The following is an 18,352-nucleotide window of genomic DNA, read 5'->3' on the forward strand; positions in this document are numbered from 1 at the left end:
CTTCACCGTAGCCAGTCGGCCGCCGGGGCGGCGGGCCGCCTTGCCGCCGGCCCATGCTCCGGGGAGCGGCGCCGGCGAGCAGCGCTTATCGTGGGAAAGATGTGCCGGAACATCACCGAATTGCGCGGGCTGCGGCCGGCGGCCACCGCCGAGGAGATCGCGGCGGCGGCCCGCCAGTATGTGCGCAAGGTCAGCGGGATCACCCGCCCGTCGGCGGCTCATGTCGACGCGTTCGAGGCGGCGGTCGCCGAGGTCACCGAGACGACGACGCGGTTGCTGGCTCAGCTGCCGCCGCGGCGCCAGCCGCCCAAGACCGTCCCGCCGCTGCGCCGGCCCGAGGTGATCGCGCGCATGGCGGGCGCGAAATGACCGTCATCACAACGACGCCCGCGCTCAAGGAGTGGAGTGCGGCGGTGCACGCGCTGCTGGACGGTCGCCAGCGGGTGTTGCTGCGCAAGGGCGGCATCGGGGAGAAGCGGTTCGAACTGGCCGCCCGCGAGTTCCTGTTGTTCCCGACGGTCGCGCACAGCCACGCCGAGCGGGTGCGCGCCGAGCATCGGGACCTGCTGACACCGGCGGCCGCGGACAGCACCGACGAGGAGCTGGTGATCCGGGCCGCCGCGAAAGTCGTTGCGGCGGTGCCGGTTGAGCGCCCGGACGGCCTGGCGGCCATCGAGGACCTGCACATCTGGACCGCCGAGTCGGTGCGCGCCGACCGGCTTGACTTCCGTCCCAAGCACAAACTCGCGGTGCTGGTGGTCTCGGTGCTCCCGCTGTCCGAGCCGATGCGCCTCAGCCGGGCCCCGGAGTACGGCGGCTGCAAGAGCTGGGTGGAGCTGCCGGTGCAGGCTTCTTTGGCGGCGCCGGGGCGCCACCCCGTTCACGACCAGGCGGCGCTAGCCGCGGTCGCGGCCCGGGTCCGCGACGCCGTTGGCTGACAACTCGGCGGGCCCGACCGGCAACACCAGCCGGGAGCGTCCGTAGCGCACGGTGTGGGTGACCGGCGTGGGCTGCCGGCCGGTCAGCACCGGCTCGCCGGAGCCGAGATTGTGCGCGTAGCGCGGCGACCAGCTGCCGGCGATCAGCACCCGGATGCGCGAACCGGCCCGGAAGCGGTGGGCCATGCCGTCGAGGTCGAGGCGAACGATCTTCTCCGACTTCGGTTTTGACGCCGGGCGCAGCCGTCGATACGCCTCGCTGACGTTGCGTGACCGGCCCTTGGCGTCGACCTCGCTCACCCGCACGAACAGGTCGGCGTGCGGGCTGTCCGCGCCGTGGGCGAGCTCGACGACCGGGCAGCCGTAGACGTAGGAGTCCTCGGTGAGCGTCGCGCTGGTGAAGGCCAGCACGTCATCGCGCGATGCCAGCCGGCTGTCGTCGCGGTATCCGCCGTTGGCGGACAGCAACGGGCCACCGGTGGTCGGTGTCGGATCGGTCGGGTCGTAGCGAAAGGTGGCGGGCGCCAACCCCTTCAGGGTGGGCGCGGTCTCACCCAGGTAGCCGCCGGGCCGCAGGTACAGCGCGCGTCCGGTGGTGGCGGGCGGCCAGTCAGGCAGGCTGCGCCAGCCGCCGCCCCCGCCGGTGACGTAGACGCGCACGCGGCTGGGCCGGCGCGACGTGGCCGCGCCACCCAGGTGCGTGCCCAGCCAGTCCAGTGACTCCCGGGCGCAGGTGGAAAACCCGGTGGTGAGCAACTGGGTGTGCGTCCAGGGGCCGACGGTGAGCGCGACGTCGACACCGCGACCGCGCAGGTGCGCGTACTGCTGCAGCGTCTGCCTGATGAAGATGTCCTGCCAGCCGCCCACCAACAGCACCGGCACCTGCACCCGGTCCAGCGCCTGGGTGCACCGCAACGCATCCCAGAACGGGTCGTCGGGTTCGCTGTGTTCGACCCAGGATTCGAACCACGGTGCGCCGGTGCCCAGCACGCCGCGCGCGGCGTCGCCCAGCGGCACCGCGGCCGCGGCCTGGGCCACCCTGCGGCGGGTCTGCAGCTGGCGCAGCGCGGCGCGCACCCGCACCGGGTCCTCCTGGTGCGCCACCATGTCGCTCCACCCCAGGAAGTCGTTGATCGCGAATGTGCCGGTGCCCCAAGTTGATTCGTTGAAATCATGCGGACCGACCATGATGACGGCGGTGGCCAGTTCCGGCGGGGGATCCTGCAACAGGGCCCACTGGGTGAACCCCAGATACGACATTCCGATGGAGGCGAAGCGGCCGGTGAACCATGGCTGCTCGCGCAGCCAGGCGACGGTGTCGGCCCCGTCGTCGACCTCGTTGGCCATCGGCTCGAAGGCCCCGCCCGATCCGAACGTGCCGCGCACGCTTTGCAGCACGACGTGATAGCCGCGCGCGGCGTACAGCGCGCCGAATATCAGCGTGAACGGAAACCCGCGTCCATAGGGGCCGCGGACCAGCAGGGTGCCAAGCGGCGACGCGGTCGCCGGTGCGTAGTGGTCGGCCACCAGCGAGACCCCGTCGCGCATCGGCACGCGCACGCGCGCCACGGTGTAGTCGGTGGTCTCCGGCGGCAGGCCGAGCAGCCGGGCGGCGGCTTTGGTGCCCAGGTGTCGCAGGGTGTGCAGCGCCGGCTGCGCGGGCCGGGTCATGGTCGTGCTCACGATCCTCACCCTAGGGCCCGGCCGGCCGGTCGCGACGCGGCGCGGCGGAAATCAGAACTTGTAATACGGCGCGAGGTCGTTGGCGCGCTGCACGTTGGTCTGCATGCAGTCGACCTCGGGGTTGGAGTAGACGGTCGAGTAGTACAGCGCCTGCTGCAGCACGCCGTAGCTGGTCTTGAACGCGACCATGCACGAGTAGAACCAGTAGCTGTTGTGGTAGGTCGGTTTGAGCACCCAGTACTGCGCGGCCCGGTGACCCGCGATCGTCGTCTCGACGGCGTCGGCGGGCAGCGAGGCCTCGTAGGTGCGCCAGATGATCGGCTCGACGGCCACCTGGTAGTTCCCGGCGTCGAAGTGGCAGCGCAGCCCGTCTTCGTGTTCGGGCGGTGTGAATCCCAGCCCGAGGCGCTGGATGACGTCGAACGGGATGTCCTCGCAGGCGTCGAACGGGCGCGGATCGGTGGTCGCCACGATCGGGCTCTTCATCGTGGTCTCCATCGGCTGGGCCGTCGAGCGCAGCTCGACGGGCCGATCCCCGCCACCCGACGGGGCCGGGCCGCTCACCAAGCCCACCGTGCCCCCGATGGCCGCTGTGAGCAGCGCACCCAGCGCCCCCATCAGACGAACATTGGCGAACACGACACCCCCTGACGCCCGAGCGGCCCTTTCGGGGGAGTGTACAAGTACCGCGCGCGACGTCACAGGCAAACCTGAACTTGTTCTAACTCACCCGCTCGCCGGCCGAAATGACGCCCGCGAAAGGGGCCTGGCCGGGTCAAGTCGTTAGGGTGGTTATTCGTGGCTGGGCATACATCTGGGCGGGAATCGAGCAACGGTGGGCAACCGACACTGTGGGCGGTGTCCGACCTGCACACCGGTCACCTGGGTAACAAGCCGGTCACCGAATCGCTGCACCCGTCCCATCCGGACGACTGGCTGATCGTCGCCGGTGACGTCGCCGAACGCACCGACGAGATTCGCTGGGCCCTTGACCTGCTACGACGGCGTTTCGCCAAGGTCATCTGGGTGCCGGGCAACCACGAGCTGTGGACCACCACCCGCGACCCCGTGCAGATCTTCGGCAAGGCGCGCTACGAGTACCTGGTCAACATGTGCGACGAGATGGGCATCGTCACGCCCGAGCATCCATTCCCAGTGTGGACCGAGCGCGGGGGACCGGCCACGATCGTGCCGATGTTCCTGCTCTACGACTACAGCTTCTTGCCCGAGGGAGCCACGAGCAAAGCCGAAGGCCTGACCATCGCCCGCGAGCGCAACGTGGTGGCCACCGACGAGTTCCTGCTCTCCTCGGAACCGTACCCCACCCGCGAGGCGTGGTGCCGCGAGCGTCTGGAGATCACCCGCGCCCGGCTCGAAGAGCTGGACTGGATGACGCCGACCGTTTTGGTGAACCACTTCCCGTTGGTCCGTGAGCCCTGCGACGCCCTGTTCTACCCGGAATTCTCGCTGTGGTGCGGGACCACCAAGACCGCCGACTGGCACACCCGGTATAACGCCGTGTGTTCGGTCTACGGCCACCTGCACATCCCGCGGACCACCTGGTATGACGACGTGCGCTTCGAGGAAGTGTCGGTGGGCTATCCGCGCGAGTGGCGCCGCCGCAGGCCGCCCAGCTGGCTGCGCCAGGTGTTGCCGGATCCGCAGTACGCGCCGGGCGACCTCAACGACTTCGGTGGCCACTTCCAGATCACTCCCGAGATGCGGCAGCAGGCCGAGCAGTTCCGGGAACGGTTGCGGCAGCGGCAATCTCGATGACGGGGGACAAGCTGGTGTCCTCGGTGCTCCCGATGGTGGACGGCCTGGCCTCCGCGGAGACGTATTCCGACCCGCCCGATCTCGCGCCGCTGCCCGAGGAGGAGTCGCTGATCGCCAGGTCGGTGGCCAAGCGGCGCAACGAGTTCATCACCGTCCGCAACTGCGCCCGCATCGCGCTCGGTGAGCTCGGCCTGCCGCCGGTCCCGATCCTCAAGGGCGAGAAGGGAGAACCCTGCTGGCCCGACGGCGTGGTGGGCAGCCTGACCCACTGCACGGGCTACCGGGGTGCGGTGGTGGGCCGCACGGACGCGGTGCGCTCGGTGGGCATCGACGCCGAACCGCACGACGTGTTGCCCGACGGGGTGCTGAATGCGATCAGCCTGCCCGCCGAACGCACCGAGATCCCGGCGAACCTGTCGGGTGATCTGCATTGGGATCGAATCCTGTTCTGCGCCAAGGAGGCAACGTACAAGGCGTGGTTCCCGCTCACCAAGCGGTGGCTGGGCTTCGAGGACGCCCACATCGCGTTCGAGGCCGACGGTCCCGGGTCGACGACGGGCGGGTTCGTGTCGCGGATCCTGATCGACCCGGCGGCGCTGTCCGGCCCGCCGCTGACCGAACTGCGGGGCCGTTGGTCCGTCGAGCGGGGGCTGGTGCTCACCGCGATCGTGCTATGACCGAAAGCCCCAGCGGGCCCGGAATAGTCGTCGTCGACAAGCCGGCCGGGATGACCAGTCATGACGTGGTCGGGCGCTGCCGGCGGATCTATGCCACCCGCAGGGTGGGGCATGCGGGGACGCTGGACCCGATGGCCACCGGCGTGCTGGTGATCGGCATCGAGCGCGCCACCAAGATCCTGGGCCTGTTGACCGCGACCGCCAAGTCCTACACCGCCACCATCCGCCTGGGCCAGAGCACGTCCACGGACGATGCCGAGGGCGAACTGGTGCGCAGCGTCCCGGCGCGCCACCTCACCGGCGAGGCGATCGAATCGGCGGTGGCCGGCCTGCGCGGCGACATCCAGCAGGTGCCGTCGACGGTCAGCGCGATCAAGGTGGACGGCAAGCGCGCCTACCGGCTGGCCCGCGAGGGCCAGGCCGTCGAGCTCGCGGCCCGCCCGGTGCGCATCGACCGGTTCGAGGTGTGCGACATCCGCGCCGGCGCCGACGTCGTCGACCTCGACGTCGAGGTCGACTGCTCGTCGGGAACCTACATCCGCGCCCTGGCCCGCGACCTCGGCGCCGCCCTGGAGGTGGGCGGGCACCTGACGGCGTTGCGGCGCACCCGCGTCGGGCGCTTCGGGCTCGATCAGGCGTATCCGCTTGACGAGCTGGCGGAGCGGCCCCGGCTCAGCTACGGCCTGGACGAGGCCTGCCTGTTGATCTTCCCGCGCCGCGACCTGTCGTCCGACCAGGCCGAGGCGACCGCCAACGGCCGGTCGCTGCAGCCGGCCGGCATCGACGGCGTCTACGCGGCGTGTGATCCCGACGGCCGGGTGATGGCGCTGCTGCGCGACGAGGGGTCACGCACCAAGTCGGTGGTGGTGATCCGCCCGGCGACGCTGTAGCCGCCCGCGGCGCTGTCACCGCCGGCACTGTCACCCGCCCCGGCCGAACGGTTGGTTGGGCCACGTTGCACACTGAGTGCCTAGACCGCCCACGGTTCGGAAGGGGACAAGGATGTCCAACAAGGTCTACGTCATCGGCGTCGGCATGACGAAGTTCGAAAAGCCGGGCCGCCGGGAGGGCTGGGATTACCCGGACATGGCCCGGGAATCGGGAACCAACGCGCTCGCCGACGCCGGCATCGACTACCGCGAGGTCCAGCAGGGCTACGTCGGCTACGTCGCCGGCGATTCGACGTCCGGCCAGCGCGCGCTCTACGAGCTGGGCATGACCGGCATCCCGGTCGTCAACGTCAACAACAACTGCTCCACCGGGTCGACGGCGCTGTTCCTCGCGGCCCAGGCCATCCGCGGCGGCATCGTGGACTGCGCGATCGCGCTCGGCTTCGAGAAGATGCAGCCCGGTTCGCTGGGCGGCGGCGCCCAGGACCGCGAATCGCCGATGGGCCGCCACGTCAAGGCGATGGCCGCCATCGACGAGTTCGCGATGCCCGTCGCGCCGTGGATGTTCGGCGCCGCCGGCCGCGAACACATGAAGCAATACGGCAGCACCGCAGAGCATTTCGCCAAGATCGGCTATAAGAACCACAAGCACTCGGTCAACAACCCGTTCGCCCAGTTCCAGGAGTCCTACACGCTCGATGACATCCTGGCCGCTCGGATGATCTCCGACCCGCTGACCAAGCTGCAGTGTTCGCCCACCTCCGACGGTTCGGGCGCGGCGATCCTGGCCTCGGAAAGCTTCGTCGACAGCCACGGGCTGGCCGCCCAGGCCGTGGAGATCGTCGGGCAGGCGATGACCACCGACTTCGCCTCGACGTTCGACGGCAGCGCCAAGAACCTCATCGGCTATGACATGAATGTCCAAGCCGCGCAACAGGTTTACGATCAGTCCGGGCTCGGGCCGCAAGACTTCCAGGTGATCGAGCTGCACGATTGCTTCTCGGCCAACGAGCTGTTGCTCTACGAAGCCCTGGGTCTGTGCGGCGAGGGTGAGGCGCCCAAGCTGATCGACAACAACGACACCACCTACGGCGGGCGCTGGGTGGTCAACCCGTCGGGCGGCCTGATCTCCAAGGGTCACCCGCTGGGCGCGACCGGGCTGGCGCAGTGCGCCGAACTGACCTGGCAGCTGCGCGGGACCGCCGACAAGCGACAGGTCGACAATGTCACCGCCGCACTGCAACACAACATCGGGCTGGGTGGCGCGGCCGTCGTCACCGCCTACCAGCGCGCCGAGCGTTAAGGGCGCCATGATCGAGTGGTCCGAGACGGACCTGATGGTCCGGGATGCCGTTCGGCAGTTCGTCGACAAAGAGATCCGCCCGCATCTGGACGAATTGGAAACCGGCGCAATGTCGCCGTATCCCGTCGCGCGCAAGCTGTTCAGCCAGTTCGGCCTCGACGCCATGGCCGCCGAGTCGGTCAAGAAGATGCTGGACCGCGAGCGCGCCAAGCTGGACGGAACCGCCGCCGAAGAATCCAGCGAAAAGCCCGACGGGTCAGGCGGTTTCGGTGGCGGCGCCCAGGGATCGATGATCGCGGTGCTGGTCTCCGAGATCGCCCGGGTCAGCATCGGGTTGCTCAGCACGGCGTCGGTGAGCCTCGGCCTGGGCGCGGCCACCATCGCCAGCCGCGGGACGTTGGCCCAGAAGGAACGCTGGCTGCCCGAGTTGATGACGCTGGACAAGATCGCGGCGTGGGCCATCACCGAGCCGGACTCGGGTTCGGATGCGTTCGGCGGCATGAAGACCACGGTCCGGCGCGACGCAGATGGGTCTTACATCCTCAACGGGCAGAAGACCTTCATCACCAACGGGCCCTGCGCCGACGTCCTGGTCGTCTACGCCAAGCTCGACGAGGGCGACGCGACTGTGGACAAACGCGACCGCCCGGTGCTGGTCTTCGTGCTCGATGCCGGCATGCCGGGCCTCACGCAGGGCAAGCCGTTCAAGAAGATGGGCATGATGTCCTCGCCGACCGGCGAGCTGTTCTTCGACAACGTGCGGCTGGGACCGGACCGGCTGCTCGGCGAGAGCGAACAGCACGCCAGCGGGGACGGCCGCGACAGCGCGCGCGACAATTTCGCCGCCGAGCGGATCGGGATCGCGATGATGGCGCTGGGCATCATCGACGAATGCCACCGGCTGTGCGTGGATTACGCGAAGACCCGGACCTTGTGGGGCAAGAACATCGGGCAGTTCCAGCTGATCCAGCTCAAGCTGGCCAAGATGGAGATCGCCCGAATGAACGTGCAGAACATGGTCTTTCACACCATCGAGCGCCAGCAGGCCGGCAAGCCGCTGACGCTGGCCGAGGCGTCGGCCATCAAGCTGTACTCCTCGGAGGCGGCCACCGAGGTGGCGATGGAGGCCGTGCAGCTGTTCGGCGGCAACGGCTACATGGCCGAGTACCGGGTGGAGCAGCTGGCCCGCGACGCCAAGTCGCTGATGATCTATGCGGGTAGCAACGAGGTTCAGGTCACCCACATCGCCAAGGGTCTGCTGTCGAGTTAGGCCGTCACCCAGATCGCCCGGGCGGCCGGGCTGCCCAGGTCGACCGTCGTCTCGGCGCCGTCGCCGGAATCGATCGCCACCGAGATCATTCCGGCGAATTCGCGCCGGGTCAGCACCCGCAGCCGGGAATCCAGGTTGATGCCGACGTCGGTGAAGTAGCGCAGCATCTCGGGGTCGGCGTCGGAGATGCGGGCCACCGTCCCGGTGTCACCGTCGTCGCACGCCCACAGCTGGCGGGCCGGCGGGGTGGGCACCTGCCCGTCGGAGGCCGGGATCGGGTCCCCGTGCGGGTCGCGCTGCGGGAAGCCCAGCTTGGCGTCGATGCGGGCCACCAGGCGATCCGACACGGCGTGCTCGAGCACCTCGGCCTCATCGTGCACCTCGTCCCAGGCGTAGCCGAGCTCGTTGACCAGGAAGGTCTCCAGCAGCCGGTGGCGGCGCACCATCTCCAGCGCCGCCCGCCGCCCCGCCTCGGTCAGTGTGACCGCGCCGTATTTCTCGTGGTCGACGAGGCCCTGCTCGGCGAGTTTGCGGATGGACTCCGAGGCGGTGCTGGCCGACACCCCGATCTTCTCGGCCAGCATCTTGGTGCTGACCTTTTCCAGCGACCACTCCTGGGCGTTCCAGATGACCTTCAGGTAGTCCTGGCCGACCGCGCTGATACCGCCACGTTCCTCGTCAGCCCTCACAACGACAAAGTTTAGGCAACCCACGCCTGATCCGGCGTGTTCCCCGACACCATGGCGGGGTTTGCCCCGCTCCGATCTCCCGGCGGACCACTCGGCGCCGTAGGCTTGCGGACGTGCAGCGGTGGCGCGGCCAAGACGAGATACCCACGGACTGGGGCAGGTGTGTGCTCACCATCGGTGTGTTCGATGGTGTGCATCGCGGCCACGCCGAGCTGATCGCGCACGCCGTGAAAGCGGCGCGCGCCCGCAACGTCCCGACGGTGTTGATGACGTTCGATCCGCACCCGATGGAAGTGGTCTACCCCGGCAGCCATCCCGCGCAGCTGACGACGCTGACCCGGCGCGCCGAGCTGGTCGAAGAGCTGGGCATCGACGTGTTCCTGGTGATGCCGTTCACCACCGATTTCATGAAGCTCACCCCGGAGCGCTACGTCCACGAGCTGCTGGTGGAAAACCTGCACGTGGTCGAGGTCGTCGTGGGGGAGAACTTCACCTTCGGCAAGAAGGCGGCCGGCAACGTCGAAACCCTGCGACGCGCCGGCGAGCGCTTCGGGTTCGCCGTGGAGTCGATGTCGCTGCTCTCCGAGCACCACAGCAACGAGACCGTGACGTTCTCGTCCACCTACATCCGGTCCTGCGTGGACGCCGGCGACGTGGTGGCGGCCATGGAGGCCCTGGGCCGGCCCCACCGGGTCGAGGGCGTGGTGGTCCGCGGCCACGGTCGCGGCGCCGAACTGGGCTTTCCCACCGCGAACGTGGCGCCGCCGATGTACTCGGCCATCCCGGCCGACGGCGTGTACGCGGCGTGGTTCACGGTGCTCGGCCATGGTCAGGGGGCGGGGGCCCCTGGGGAGATGGTCCGGGGCGAGCGTTATCAGGCGGCGGTGTCGGTGGGCACCAACCCGACGTTTTCCGGGCGCACCCGCACCGTCGAGGCGTTCGTCCTGGATACCGAAGCCGACCTGTACGGGCAGCACGTGGCCCTGGACTTCGTCGCCCGCATCCGCGGTCAGCACAAGTTCGACTCGATCGGGGACCTGATCGAGGCGATGGGCAGGGACACCGAACGGACCCGCATCACCCTCTCGGCCCAAGACTGATCCGCAGGAGCCGCCAGGAGGCGTCAGGCGGCGACCAGGCCGTCGATCTGGTCGATGGCCGAAGAGGCGCCCTCGACGACGCCCATGTCCAGCACCTGCTGCAGCGCCTCGGCGGAGGAGTAGGTGCTCACGTAGGTCGCGCGAGTGCCGCCGTTGTGCTCGGCGAATGTGTACACATTTCTCGAGACCGGGAGGTCGGGGTTCGGGTTGAAGTCCAGGTCGGCGAAGCCGTCCAGGAACGAGAAGCTCGTCGGTTCGTCCACGGCCGTGATCTCCCAGTACCCGGCGTATTTCTCGCCGTCCGGTCCGGTCATGAAATACGTCGTGCGACTGCCGGGTGTGAGGCTGTGGTCGACGACGGTCGCCGGGTGGGACGGGGGCCCCCACACCTTCTCCAATTGACGAGGGTCGGCGTACACCGCCAGATCCGGGCTACCGGCGCGGCGAAGTCCGCCGTGATGGTCAGCGTCAGGTTGTCCGGGTCGTGCTGGACGTCGGTCACGGGCATGGTTCAGTCCTCCTGGTGTGAGTCGGATGCGATGAGTTCGTCGACGCGGGCGATGCGATCCCGCCAGAGGGATTCGAGTTCGGTGAGCATCGCGGCCACCGACCGCACGGTCGCCACGTCACCGCTGGCCAGCTGTTCGCGACCGCGTCGTCGTTTGGTGACCAGGCCGGCCCTTTCCAGCACGACGACGTGCTTCTGCACCGCGGCGAAGCTCATGTCGTACTTGAGTGCCAATGCCGAAACCGAGTGTTCCCCGGCCAGTGTCCGGCGCACGATGTCGCGCCGGGTTCGGTCGGCGAGCGCGTGGAACAGAGCGTCCACCCGGTCTTCCTGGTCTACGGTCACCCGGGCAACATACAACCAAATGGTTGTATGTTGTCAACGGCGCCGCGCTGGCCTGCGATTTCGGTGGACGTCGCCGCCGCTGATAGACTCGCCAGCCGATATGGCGTGTGCTGCAGTCCGCGGCGGCCACGCACAAGATTTCTCGCGGCACCGATTGATGGAGTTAGTTCGTGGCGCTTACTGCCGAGCAGAAAAAAGAGATCCTGGGCAACTACGGCCTGCATGGCACCGACACCGGTTCGCCTGAGGCGCAGGTCGCGCTGCTGACCAAGCGGATCGCCGACCTGACCGAGCACCTGAAGGTGCACAAGCACGACCACCACTCGCGGCGCGGGCTGCTGCTGCTGGTCGGACGCCGCCGGCGGCTGCTCAAGTACGTCGCGCAGATCGATGTCGAGCGATACCGCTCGCTGGTCGAGCGGCTGGGCCTGCGTCGCTGACGCAGGCCTCACGGGGCGTTCGCGGCCCCGCAAATTCCGAGCGATATGGCGGGCAGAGGTCGCCCGTGTAGAGTGAGGACGTTCTGGGCCGGTTCGGTCCGAGCAAACGGTGCGGTCACGCAGATCCGCGTGTGCCGTTCCAGCGTGTCACTACGCACGTTCGAGGGAGCAGCCAGTCTGCATCGGGCGGTCTTCGGTAGTGGCTGCCGGGCTCTCCGGATCTGGGGCAGGTCGGCCGCTTCGATCGATGGCCGTAGCCGTATTCAGACTCAGCGCCTCCCGCGGGTGACCCGTGGCCGTCAGGCCTGCGGTTCGCGCGTGGCCACGCGAAAAAGCTGAATACAAGAGAGGCCGTACGGACGTCCATGTCTGTCGCTGAAATTGAAGAGGGCGTGTTCGAGTCGACCGCCACCATCGACAACGGGAGCTTCGGCACCCGCACCATCCGTTTCGAGGCCGGCCGGTTGGCCCAGCAGGCCGCTGGCGCCGTCGTCGCCTACCTCGACGAAGAAAACATGCTGTTGTCGGCGACCACCGCCAGCAAGAGCCCCAAGGAGCACTTCGACTTCTTCCCGCTGACCGTCGACGTCGAGGAGCGGATGTATGCCGCCGGTCGCATCCCCGGTTCGTTCTTCCGTCGGGAGGGCCGTCCCTCCACCGATGCGATCCTGACCTGCCGGCTCATCGACCGGCCGCTGCGCCCGTCGTTCGTGTCCGGGCTGCGCAACGAGATCCAGGTCGTGGTGACGATCCTGAGCCTGGACCCCAACGACCTGTACGACGTGCTGGCGATCAACGCCGCGTCGGCGTCGACCCAGTTGAGCGGGCTGCCGTTCTCGGGTCCGATCGGGGGCGTGCGGGTCGCGCTCATCGACGGCCAGTGGGTGGCGTTCCCGACCGTCGAGCAGCTCGAGCGCGCCGTGTTCGACATGGTGGTGGCCGGCCGCAAGGTCGACGGTGACGTCGCGATCATGATGGTCGAGGCCGAGGCCACCGAGAAGGTCATCGAGCTCGTCGAGGGCGGCGCCCAGGCGCCGACGGAAACCGTTGTGGCCGAAGGGCTCGAGGCCGCCAAGCCGTTCATCTCGGTGCTGTGCAGCGCGCAGGAGGAGCTTGCCGGGGCCGCCGCCAAGCCGGTCGGCGAGTTCCCGACGTTCCCGGACTACGGCGACGACGTCTACTACTCGGTGGCCTCGGTGGCCACCGACGAGCTGGCCAAGGCGCTGACCATCGGCGGCAAGGCCGAACGCGACGCGCGCACCGACGAGCTCAAAGCCGAGGTGCTGGCGCGCCTGGCCGAGACCTACGAGGGCCGCGAGAAAGAGGTCAGCGCCGCATACCGGTCACTGACCAAAAAGCTGGTGCGCCAACGCATCCTGACCGATCACTTCCGCATCGACGGCCGCGGCATCACCGACATCCGCGCGTTGTCGGCCGAGGTGTCCGTGGTGCCGCGGGCGCACGGCAGCGCGCTGTTCCAGCGCGGTGAGACCCAGATCCTGGGCGTCACCACGCTCGACATGGTCAAGATGGCTCAGCAGATCGACTCGCTGGGGCCCGAGACCTCCAAGCGCTACATGCACCACTACAACTTCCCGCCGTTCTCCACCGGCGAGACCGGCCGGGTGGGCTCGCCCAAGCGGCGCGAGATCGGGCACGGCGCCCTGGCCGAGCGTGCCCTGATTCCGGTGCTGCCCGGCGTCGAGGAGTTCCCCTACGCCATCCGTCAGGTGTCCGAGGCGCTGAGCTCCAACGGTTCGACGTCGATGGGCTCGGTGTGTGCCTCGACCCTGTCGCTGCTGAATGCCGGTGTGCCGCTCAAGGCCCCGGTCGCCGGTATCGCGATGGGCCTGGTGTCGGACGACGTCGAGGTCGACGGCAAGACCGAGCGTCGCTTCGTCACGCTGACCGACATCCTCGGCGCCGAGGACGCTTTCGGCGACATGGACTTCAAGTGCGCCGGCACCAAGGACATCGTCACCGCGCTGCAGCTGGACACCAAGCTCGACGGCATCCCGTCGCAGGTGCTGGCCGGAGCGCTGGCGCAGGCCAAGGACGCGCGCCTGACCATCCTGGAGGTCATGGCCGAGGCCATCGACGCACCCGACGAGATGAGTCCGTACGCGCCGCGGGTCACCACCATCAAGGTTCCGGTGGACAAGATCGGTGAGGTCATCGGCCCCAAGGGCAAGGTGATCAACGCGATCACCGAGGAGACCGGCGCGCAGATCTCCATCGAGGACGACGGCACCGTGTTCGTCGGCGCCACCGACGGGCCCTCGGCGCAGGCCGCGATCGACCGGATCAACGCCATCGCGAACCCGCAACTGCCCACGGTCGGTGAGCGGTTCCTCGGAACCGTGGTCAAGACAACGGATTTCGGTGCGTTCGTGTCGCTGCTGCCCGGCCGTGACGGCCTGGTGCACATCTCCAAGCTCGGCAAGGGCAAGCGGATCGCGAAGGTCGAGGACGTGGTGAACGTCGGCGACAAGCTGCGCGTGGAGATCGCCGACATCGACAAGCGCGGCAAGATCTCGCTGGTCCTGGTGGAGGAAGACAGCTCGGCTCCCGCCGATGCTCCGGCGGCCGCACCTGCCGATGCCGCGACGGCGAGCAGCTGACTCGTCGACCGGGACGCGTCCCGGTCGGGCCGGTGCTCTGCGCCGGGGCAAGGCCGCTGAGGCCGACGTCGCACCCCAGGCCACGCTGCGGCGCAGCACGCTGCCGGGCGGCCTGCGGGTGGTCACCGAGTACCTGCCCTCGGTGCGTTCCGCGTCGGTCGGGGTCTGGGTCGGGGTCGGCTCGCGCGACGAAGGCGCGACCGTGGCCGGCGCCGCGCACTTCCTCGAGCATCTGCTGTTCAAGTCGACCCCCAGCCGCACGGCGGTGGACATCGCGCAGGCGATGGACGCCGTCGGGGGAGAGCTGAACGCGTTCACCGCCAAGGAGCACACCTGCTACTACGCGCACGTGCTCGACAGCGATCTGGCCCTGGCCGTCGACCTGGTGGCCGACGTGGTGCTCAACGGGTGCTGCGCGGCCTCCGACGTCGAGCTGGAACGCGACGTGGTCCTCGAAGAGATCGCCATGCGCGACGACGATCCCGAGGACGCGCTCGGCGACATGTTCCTGTCCGCGCTCTTCGGTGATCATCCGGTGGGCCGTCCCGTCATCGGCACCGCCCGCTCGGTGACGTCGATGACCCGAAACCAGCTGCACTCGTTTCATGTCCGGCGCTACACGCCGGAGCGGATGGTGGTCGCGGTGGCCGGCAACGTCGACCACGACGAGGTGGTCGCGCTGGTGCGCAAGCACTTCGGGCCGCATCTGGTCCGCGGGCGCGAACCGATCGCGCCGCGCAAGGGGTCCGGCCGGGTCGCCGGCCGTCCCGTCCTGATGTTGGGCAACCGGGACGCCGAGCAGGCCCACGTGTCGCTGGGTGTGCGCACGCCCGGGCGCGGCTGGGAGCATCGCTGGGCGCTGTCGGTGCTGAACACCGCGCTGGGCGGCGGCCTGAGCTCCCGGCTGTTCCAGGAGGTTCGGGAGCTGCGGGGGTTGGCCTACTCGGTGTACTCGACGGTGGACGTGTTCGCCGACAGCGGCGCGCTGTCGGTGTATGCCGCCTGCCAGCCGGAACGCTTCGCCGAGGTGATGGCGGTGACCAGCGGCGTGCTCGAGTCGGTGGCCCGCGACGGCATCACCGAATCGGAATGCCGGATCGCCAAGGGGTCGTTGCGCGGCGGGCTGGTGCTCGGCCTGGAGGATTCCAGCTCGCGGATGAGCAGGCTGGGCCGCAGCGAGCTCAACTACGGCAGACACCGCAGCATCGAGCACACGCTGGCACAAATCGATCGGGTGACCGTCGACGAGGTCAACGCGGTGGCCCACCGGCTGCTCGGGCAGCGCTACGGCGCCGCGGTTCTGGGCCCTTATGCCGCCAAACGATCACTGCCGCAACAACTTCGGGCGATGGTAGGCTAACTCAAATGTCCGCCTCCTCACTCGCGCCGTGGCGGCGCTCGCCGTCGACGGACTAGCCGGATGGTACTGGGCTTCTGGGACATCACGGTGCCCATCGTGGGCGCCCCCATGGCCGGCGGGCCCGGGACTCCCGCGTTGGCCGCGGCGGTGTCCAATGCGGGTGGGCTCGGTTTCGTCCCCGGCGGGCACCGCAGCGCCGAGCAATTCGCCGACGACATCGCCGCGGCCCGCAAGGCCACCACCGGTCCGCTCGGGGTGAACCTGTTCGTGCCCCAACCCAGCGTCGCCGACTGGGTGGCCCTGCACTACTACGCGGCCGAACTCGAGGAGATCGCCGAGCACTACCACGTGGAGGTCGGTCACCCGGAGCACGGCGACGACGACGAGTGGGAGCAGAAGCTCGAGGTGGTCGCCGACGTCCGGCCCGAGCTGGTGTCGTTCACCTTCGGCGTGCCGCCGCCGGACGTGATCCGGCGGCTCGGCGCGTTGGGACTGCTGGTGATGGTCACCGTGACATCGGCCTACGAAGCGGGAGTGGCCGTCGCGGCCGGCGCGGACAGCCTGGTGGTCCAGGGACCCGCCGCGGGTGGGCATCGCGGCACGTTCGCCCCGGACATGGAACCCGCGAACGAGTCGCTGCACCAGCTCATCGACCGGATCCGGCACGCCCATGACGTCCCGATCGTCGCGGCGGGCGGCCTGGGCACCGCCGACGAGGTCGGCGCGGCGCTGCGCAGGGGAGCGGTGGCGGCCCAGGTCGGCACCGCGTTGCTGCTGGCCGACGAGGCGGGCACCAACTCGGCGCACCGCGTCGCCCTGAAGAACCCGCTGTTCGCCACCACCGTTGTCACGCGGGCGTTTTCGGGCCGCTACGCGCGCGGCCTGGAGAACGACTTCACCCGGACTCTCGACCACGTGGCACCGCTGGGCTACCCCGAGGTCAACCAGATGACCTCGCCGATCCGGGAAGCGGCCGCCGCCATGGAAGATCCCAACGGGATGCCCCTGTGGGCGGGGACGTCGTTCAAGCACGCGTGCGCCGGGCCCGCGGCCGACATCATCGCCAAACTCGCGGCCACGGGTTAGCCCAGAACGCCGGCCGGGTCCGTGAACGGCAGGCCGAGATCGGTGGCCACCTGCTCGGAGAGCAGGGTGCCGTCGTGCGTCGAAAGGCCTTTGGCCAGAGCGTGATCCGATCGGCACGCGGCCTGCCAGCCACGGCCGGCAAGCGCCAGCACGTAGGGCATCGTCGCGTTGGTCAGCGCCACGGTCGAGGTCTTGGGCACCGCGCTGGGCATGTTCGCCACGCAGTAGAACACCGTGTCGTGCACGGTGAAGGTGGGGTCGTCGTGCGTGGTCGGTCGGGAGTCCTCGAAGCAGCCGCCCTGGTCGATCGAGATGTCCACCAGCACCGCGCCCGGTTTCATCTGCGAGACAAGGGAATTCGAGATCAGGTGGGGTGCTTTTGCGCCGGGCCGCAGCACCGCGCCGATGACCAGGTCGGCGCGTTTGACGGTGCCCTCCAGGTCGTAGGCCGACGAGTAGCGGGTGCGGACCTGGCCGCCGAACTCCGCGTCGAGCAGCCGCAGCTTGTTGATGTTGACGTCGAGAACCGTGACCGCCGCCCCCATGCCGTTGGCGACGCGGGCCGCGTTGTAGCCGGCCGTCCCCGCGCCGACGACCACGACGTCGGCGGGTTTGACGCCCGGCACCCCACCCATCAGCACGCCGCGCCCACCGTGGGTGCGCATCAGGTGATAGGCCCCCACCTGAGCCGACAGCCGGCCGGCGACCTCGCTCATCGGGGCCAGCAACGGCAGCGTGCCGTCCGCGGCTTGGACCGTCTCGTAGGCGATCGACGTCGTCCCGGACGCCAACAGCGCCTCGGTGCACGCCCGCGACGCAGCCAGATGCAGGTAGGTGAACAGGATCTGGTTGCGCCGCAACAGGTCATACTCGGCCGGCACCGGCTCTTTGACCTTGAGCAGCAGGTCGGCGTCGCCCCACACCTGCTCGGCCGTGTCCGCCAGTTGCGCGCCGGCGGCCTTGAACTCGGCATCCGGGATCGCCGACCCGTCTCCCGCGCCCGCCTGCACCAACACGTCATGGCCGCGCCGGGTCAGCTCGGCGACACCGGCGGGGGTGATGGCCACCCGAAACTCGTTGGTCTTGGTCTCGGTCGGTACGCCGACTCGCATGATCGCCCCTAGGTTGCCGGTTCACCTTCAAGTGTGAAGAAAGTTCGTGAGGGGCGCAAAAGCCGATGTTTGCTGGCTATGATCGGCCAATGAACGACCCGTGCGTGACGGCCACCGTGCAGATCGAGGCCCGGCCCGACGAGGTGTACCGGCTCATCACCGACCTGCCCACGCTGGCCGAGCTGGCCGAGGAGGCGGTGGCGATGGAATGGCGCAAAGGCGACGCCGTGCGCCCGGGCGCGGTGTTCACCGGCCACAACCGGAGCGCCAGCCGGCGCTGGAGCACCAAGTGCACGGTCACCGAGGCGGAGCCGGGTCGCCGCTTCGCATTCGACGTGAGCCACACCATTTTTCCGGTCGCCCGCTGGCAATACGACATCGTCGCGGCCGACGGCGGATGTGCGGTCACCGAAAGCACCTGGGACCGCAGGCCCGGGTGGTTCCGCAAGGTCGCCGGCAAGGCCACCGGCGTCACCGATCGGGTGGCCGCCAACACCGAGCACATCCGGCTCACCCTGCAGCGCCTCAAGCAGCGCGCCGAAAGCCACTAGCCC

18 protein-coding genes and 1 pseudogene are annotated in these 18,352 nt (G+C 69.1%); 13 read left to right on the forward strand and 6 right to left on the reverse strand.

The window, feature by feature from the left end:
• Nucleotides 1-99 precede the first annotated feature (99 nt).
• Both AC5Y5B_RS24785 and AC5Y5B_RS24790 read left to right on the forward strand, forming a co-directional pair.
• Nucleotides 100-369: a DUF2277 domain-containing protein gene (locus tag AC5Y5B_RS24785; RefSeq protein ID WP_112633740.1), complete on the forward strand. Its 270-nt coding sequence runs from the start codon at nucleotides 100-102 to the stop codon at nucleotides 367-369.
• Nucleotides 366-938, forward strand: a complete 573-nt coding sequence (locus AC5Y5B_RS24790) for a DUF1802 family protein (RefSeq protein ID WP_112633741.1) — start codon at nucleotides 366-368, stop codon at nucleotides 936-938. The genes AC5Y5B_RS24785 and AC5Y5B_RS24790 overlap by 4 nt, the downstream gene beginning before the upstream one ends.
• Here the strand turns inward: AC5Y5B_RS24790 and AC5Y5B_RS24795 are convergent.
• Both AC5Y5B_RS24795 and AC5Y5B_RS24800 read right to left on the reverse strand, forming a co-directional pair.
• Complete coding sequence (locus AC5Y5B_RS24795) at nucleotides 897-2,621, reverse strand: CocE/NonD family hydrolase (RefSeq protein ID WP_500007263.1); 1,725 nt, start codon at nucleotides 2,619-2,621, stop codon at nucleotides 897-899. The genes AC5Y5B_RS24790 and AC5Y5B_RS24795 overlap by 42 nt on opposite strands.
• Before the next feature lie 51 nt (nucleotides 2,622-2,672).
• A complete protein-coding gene (locus AC5Y5B_RS24800; protein WP_500007266.1) occupies nucleotides 2,673-3,260 on the reverse strand; it encodes a DUF3558 domain-containing protein in 588 nt (195 codons plus the stop codon).
• Nucleotides 3,261-3,419: 159 nt separating this feature from the next.
• On the opposite strand from AC5Y5B_RS24800, the gene pptH reads away from it, so the two are divergent.
• The 5 genes from pptH (at nucleotide 3,420) to AC5Y5B_RS24825 (ending at nucleotide 8,537) form a co-directional block, all read left to right on the forward strand.
• On the forward strand, nucleotides 3,420-4,397 hold the full coding sequence (pptH, locus tag AC5Y5B_RS24805; RefSeq protein WP_500007269.1) for an ACP phosphodiesterase PptH: 978 nt from the start codon (nucleotides 3,420-3,422) through the stop codon (nucleotides 4,395-4,397).
• The gene (pptT, locus tag AC5Y5B_RS24810) at nucleotides 4,394-5,074 is read left to right on the forward strand and encodes a 4'-phosphopantetheinyl transferase PptT (RefSeq protein WP_112633745.1); all 681 of its coding nucleotides are present in this window, start codon (nucleotides 4,394-4,396) and stop codon (nucleotides 5,072-5,074) included. Before pptH ends, pptT begins: the two co-directional genes overlap by 4 nt.
• Complete coding sequence (gene truB / locus AC5Y5B_RS24815; protein WP_500007272.1) at nucleotides 5,071-5,964, forward strand: tRNA pseudouridine(55) synthase TruB; 894 nt, start codon at nucleotides 5,071-5,073, stop codon at nucleotides 5,962-5,964. The genes pptT and truB overlap by 4 nt, the downstream gene beginning before the upstream one ends.
• 112 nt (nucleotides 5,965-6,076) lie before the next feature.
• Nucleotides 6,077-7,267 (forward strand): lipid-transfer protein, encoded by a 1,191-nt coding sequence (locus tag AC5Y5B_RS24820; protein ID WP_112633747.1) that lies wholly within the window; start codon nucleotides 6,077-6,079, stop codon nucleotides 7,265-7,267.
• 7 nt (nucleotides 7,268-7,274) lie between these two features.
• Nucleotides 7,275-8,537, forward strand: coding sequence for an acyl-CoA dehydrogenase family protein (locus AC5Y5B_RS24825; RefSeq protein WP_500007274.1), 1,263 nt, complete (start codon nucleotides 7,275-7,277; stop codon nucleotides 8,535-8,537).
• Here AC5Y5B_RS24825 and mntR read toward each other — a convergent pair.
• Nucleotides 8,534-9,226 (reverse strand): manganese-binding transcriptional regulator MntR, encoded by a 693-nt coding sequence (gene mntR / locus AC5Y5B_RS24830; protein WP_112633749.1) that lies wholly within the window; start codon nucleotides 9,224-9,226, stop codon nucleotides 8,534-8,536. The two genes, AC5Y5B_RS24825 and mntR, sit on opposite strands and share 4 nt — an antisense overlap.
• Before the next feature lie 113 nt (nucleotides 9,227-9,339).
• Here mntR and AC5Y5B_RS24835 point away from each other — a divergent pair, with 113 nt between their 5' ends.
• A complete protein-coding gene (locus tag AC5Y5B_RS24835) occupies nucleotides 9,340-10,326 on the forward strand; it encodes a bifunctional riboflavin kinase/FAD synthetase (RefSeq protein ID WP_500007276.1) in 987 nt (328 codons plus the stop codon).
• A gap of 23 nt (nucleotides 10,327-10,349) precedes the next feature.
• On the opposite strand, the pseudogene AC5Y5B_RS24840 reads toward AC5Y5B_RS24835, so the two are convergent.
• Together AC5Y5B_RS24840 and AC5Y5B_RS24845 are read right to left on the reverse strand one after the other, a co-directional pair.
• A pseudogene (locus AC5Y5B_RS24840) lies at nucleotides 10,350-10,834 on the reverse strand (SRPBCC family protein).
• Nucleotides 10,835-10,837: 3 nt separating this feature from the next.
• Complete coding sequence (locus AC5Y5B_RS24845) at nucleotides 10,838-11,179, reverse strand: ArsR/SmtB family transcription factor (protein ID WP_112633751.1); 342 nt, start codon at nucleotides 11,177-11,179, stop codon at nucleotides 10,838-10,840.
• Between the two features lie 170 nt (nucleotides 11,180-11,349).
• On the opposite strand from AC5Y5B_RS24845, the gene rpsO reads away from it, so the two are divergent.
• From rpsO to AC5Y5B_RS24865, 4 genes are all read left to right on the forward strand, one after another.
• Nucleotides 11,350-11,619, forward strand: a complete 270-nt coding sequence (gene rpsO / locus AC5Y5B_RS24850) for a 30S ribosomal protein S15 (RefSeq protein WP_007775081.1) — start codon at nucleotides 11,350-11,352, stop codon at nucleotides 11,617-11,619.
• A gap of 365 nt (nucleotides 11,620-11,984) precedes the next feature.
• The gene (locus AC5Y5B_RS24855) at nucleotides 11,985-14,240 is read left to right on the forward strand and encodes a polyribonucleotide nucleotidyltransferase (protein ID WP_112633752.1); all 2,256 of its coding nucleotides are present in this window, start codon (nucleotides 11,985-11,987) and stop codon (nucleotides 14,238-14,240) included.
• Nucleotides 14,218-15,600 carry a M16 family metallopeptidase gene (locus tag AC5Y5B_RS24860; protein WP_240631771.1) on the forward strand — a complete coding sequence of 461 codons (1,383 nt, stop codon included), beginning with the start codon at nucleotides 14,218-14,220 and terminating at the stop codon, nucleotides 15,598-15,600. The genes AC5Y5B_RS24855 and AC5Y5B_RS24860 overlap by 23 nt, the downstream gene beginning before the upstream one ends.
• A gap of 60 nt (nucleotides 15,601-15,660) precedes the next feature.
• Entirely contained in the window at nucleotides 15,661-16,686 is a 1,026-nt protein-coding gene (locus AC5Y5B_RS24865; protein WP_500007278.1) for a nitronate monooxygenase, read from the forward strand.
• Here the strand turns inward: AC5Y5B_RS24865 and ald are convergent.
• Nucleotides 16,683-17,798, reverse strand: a complete 1,116-nt coding sequence (gene ald, locus AC5Y5B_RS24870; protein ID WP_500007280.1) for an alanine dehydrogenase — start codon at nucleotides 17,796-17,798, stop codon at nucleotides 16,683-16,685. The two genes, AC5Y5B_RS24865 and ald, sit on opposite strands and share 4 nt — an antisense overlap.
• Nucleotides 17,799-17,887: 89 nt before the next feature.
• On the opposite strand from ald, the gene AC5Y5B_RS24875 reads away from it, so the two are divergent.
• Nucleotides 17,888-18,349: an SRPBCC family protein gene (locus tag AC5Y5B_RS24875; protein WP_500007281.1), complete on the forward strand. Its 462-nt coding sequence runs from the start codon at nucleotides 17,888-17,890 to the stop codon at nucleotides 18,347-18,349.
• The last annotated feature ends 3 nt before the right edge of the window (nucleotides 18,350-18,352 follow it).

Source organism: Mycobacterium sp. NGS33, assembly GCF_059812885.1.

Coding starts and splice junctions, on each gene's coding strand:
- AC5Y5B_RS24785 (WP_112633740.1), top strand. CDS start 100: ATGTGCCGGAACATCACCGAATTGCGCGGGCTGCGGCCGGCGGCCACC.
- AC5Y5B_RS24790 (WP_112633741.1), top strand. CDS start 366: ATGACCGTCATCACAACGACGCCCGCGCTCAAGGAGTGGAGTGCGGCG.
- pptT (WP_112633745.1), top strand. CDS start 4,394: ATGACGGGGGACAAGCTGGTGTCCTCGGTGCTCCCGATGGTGGACGGC.
- truB (WP_500007272.1), top strand. CDS start 5,071: ATGACCGAAAGCCCCAGCGGGCCCGGAATAGTCGTCGTCGACAAGCCG.
- AC5Y5B_RS24820 (WP_112633747.1), top strand. CDS start 6,077: ATGTCCAACAAGGTCTACGTCATCGGCGTCGGCATGACGAAGTTCGAA.
- AC5Y5B_RS24825 (WP_500007274.1), top strand. CDS start 7,275: ATGATCGAGTGGTCCGAGACGGACCTGATGGTCCGGGATGCCGTTCGG.
- AC5Y5B_RS24855 (WP_112633752.1), top strand. CDS start 11,985: ATGTCTGTCGCTGAAATTGAAGAGGGCGTGTTCGAGTCGACCGCCACC.
- AC5Y5B_RS24860 (WP_240631771.1), top strand. CDS start 14,218: ATGCCGCGACGGCGAGCAGCTGACTCGTCGACCGGGACGCGTCCCGGT.
- AC5Y5B_RS24865 (WP_500007278.1), top strand. CDS start 15,661: ATGGTACTGGGCTTCTGGGACATCACGGTGCCCATCGTGGGCGCCCCC.
- ald (WP_500007280.1), bottom strand. CDS start 17,798: ATGCGAGTCGGCGTACCGACCGAGACCAAGACCAACGAGTTTCGGGTG.
- AC5Y5B_RS24875 (WP_500007281.1), top strand. CDS start 17,888: ATGAACGACCCGTGCGTGACGGCCACCGTGCAGATCGAGGCCCGGCCC.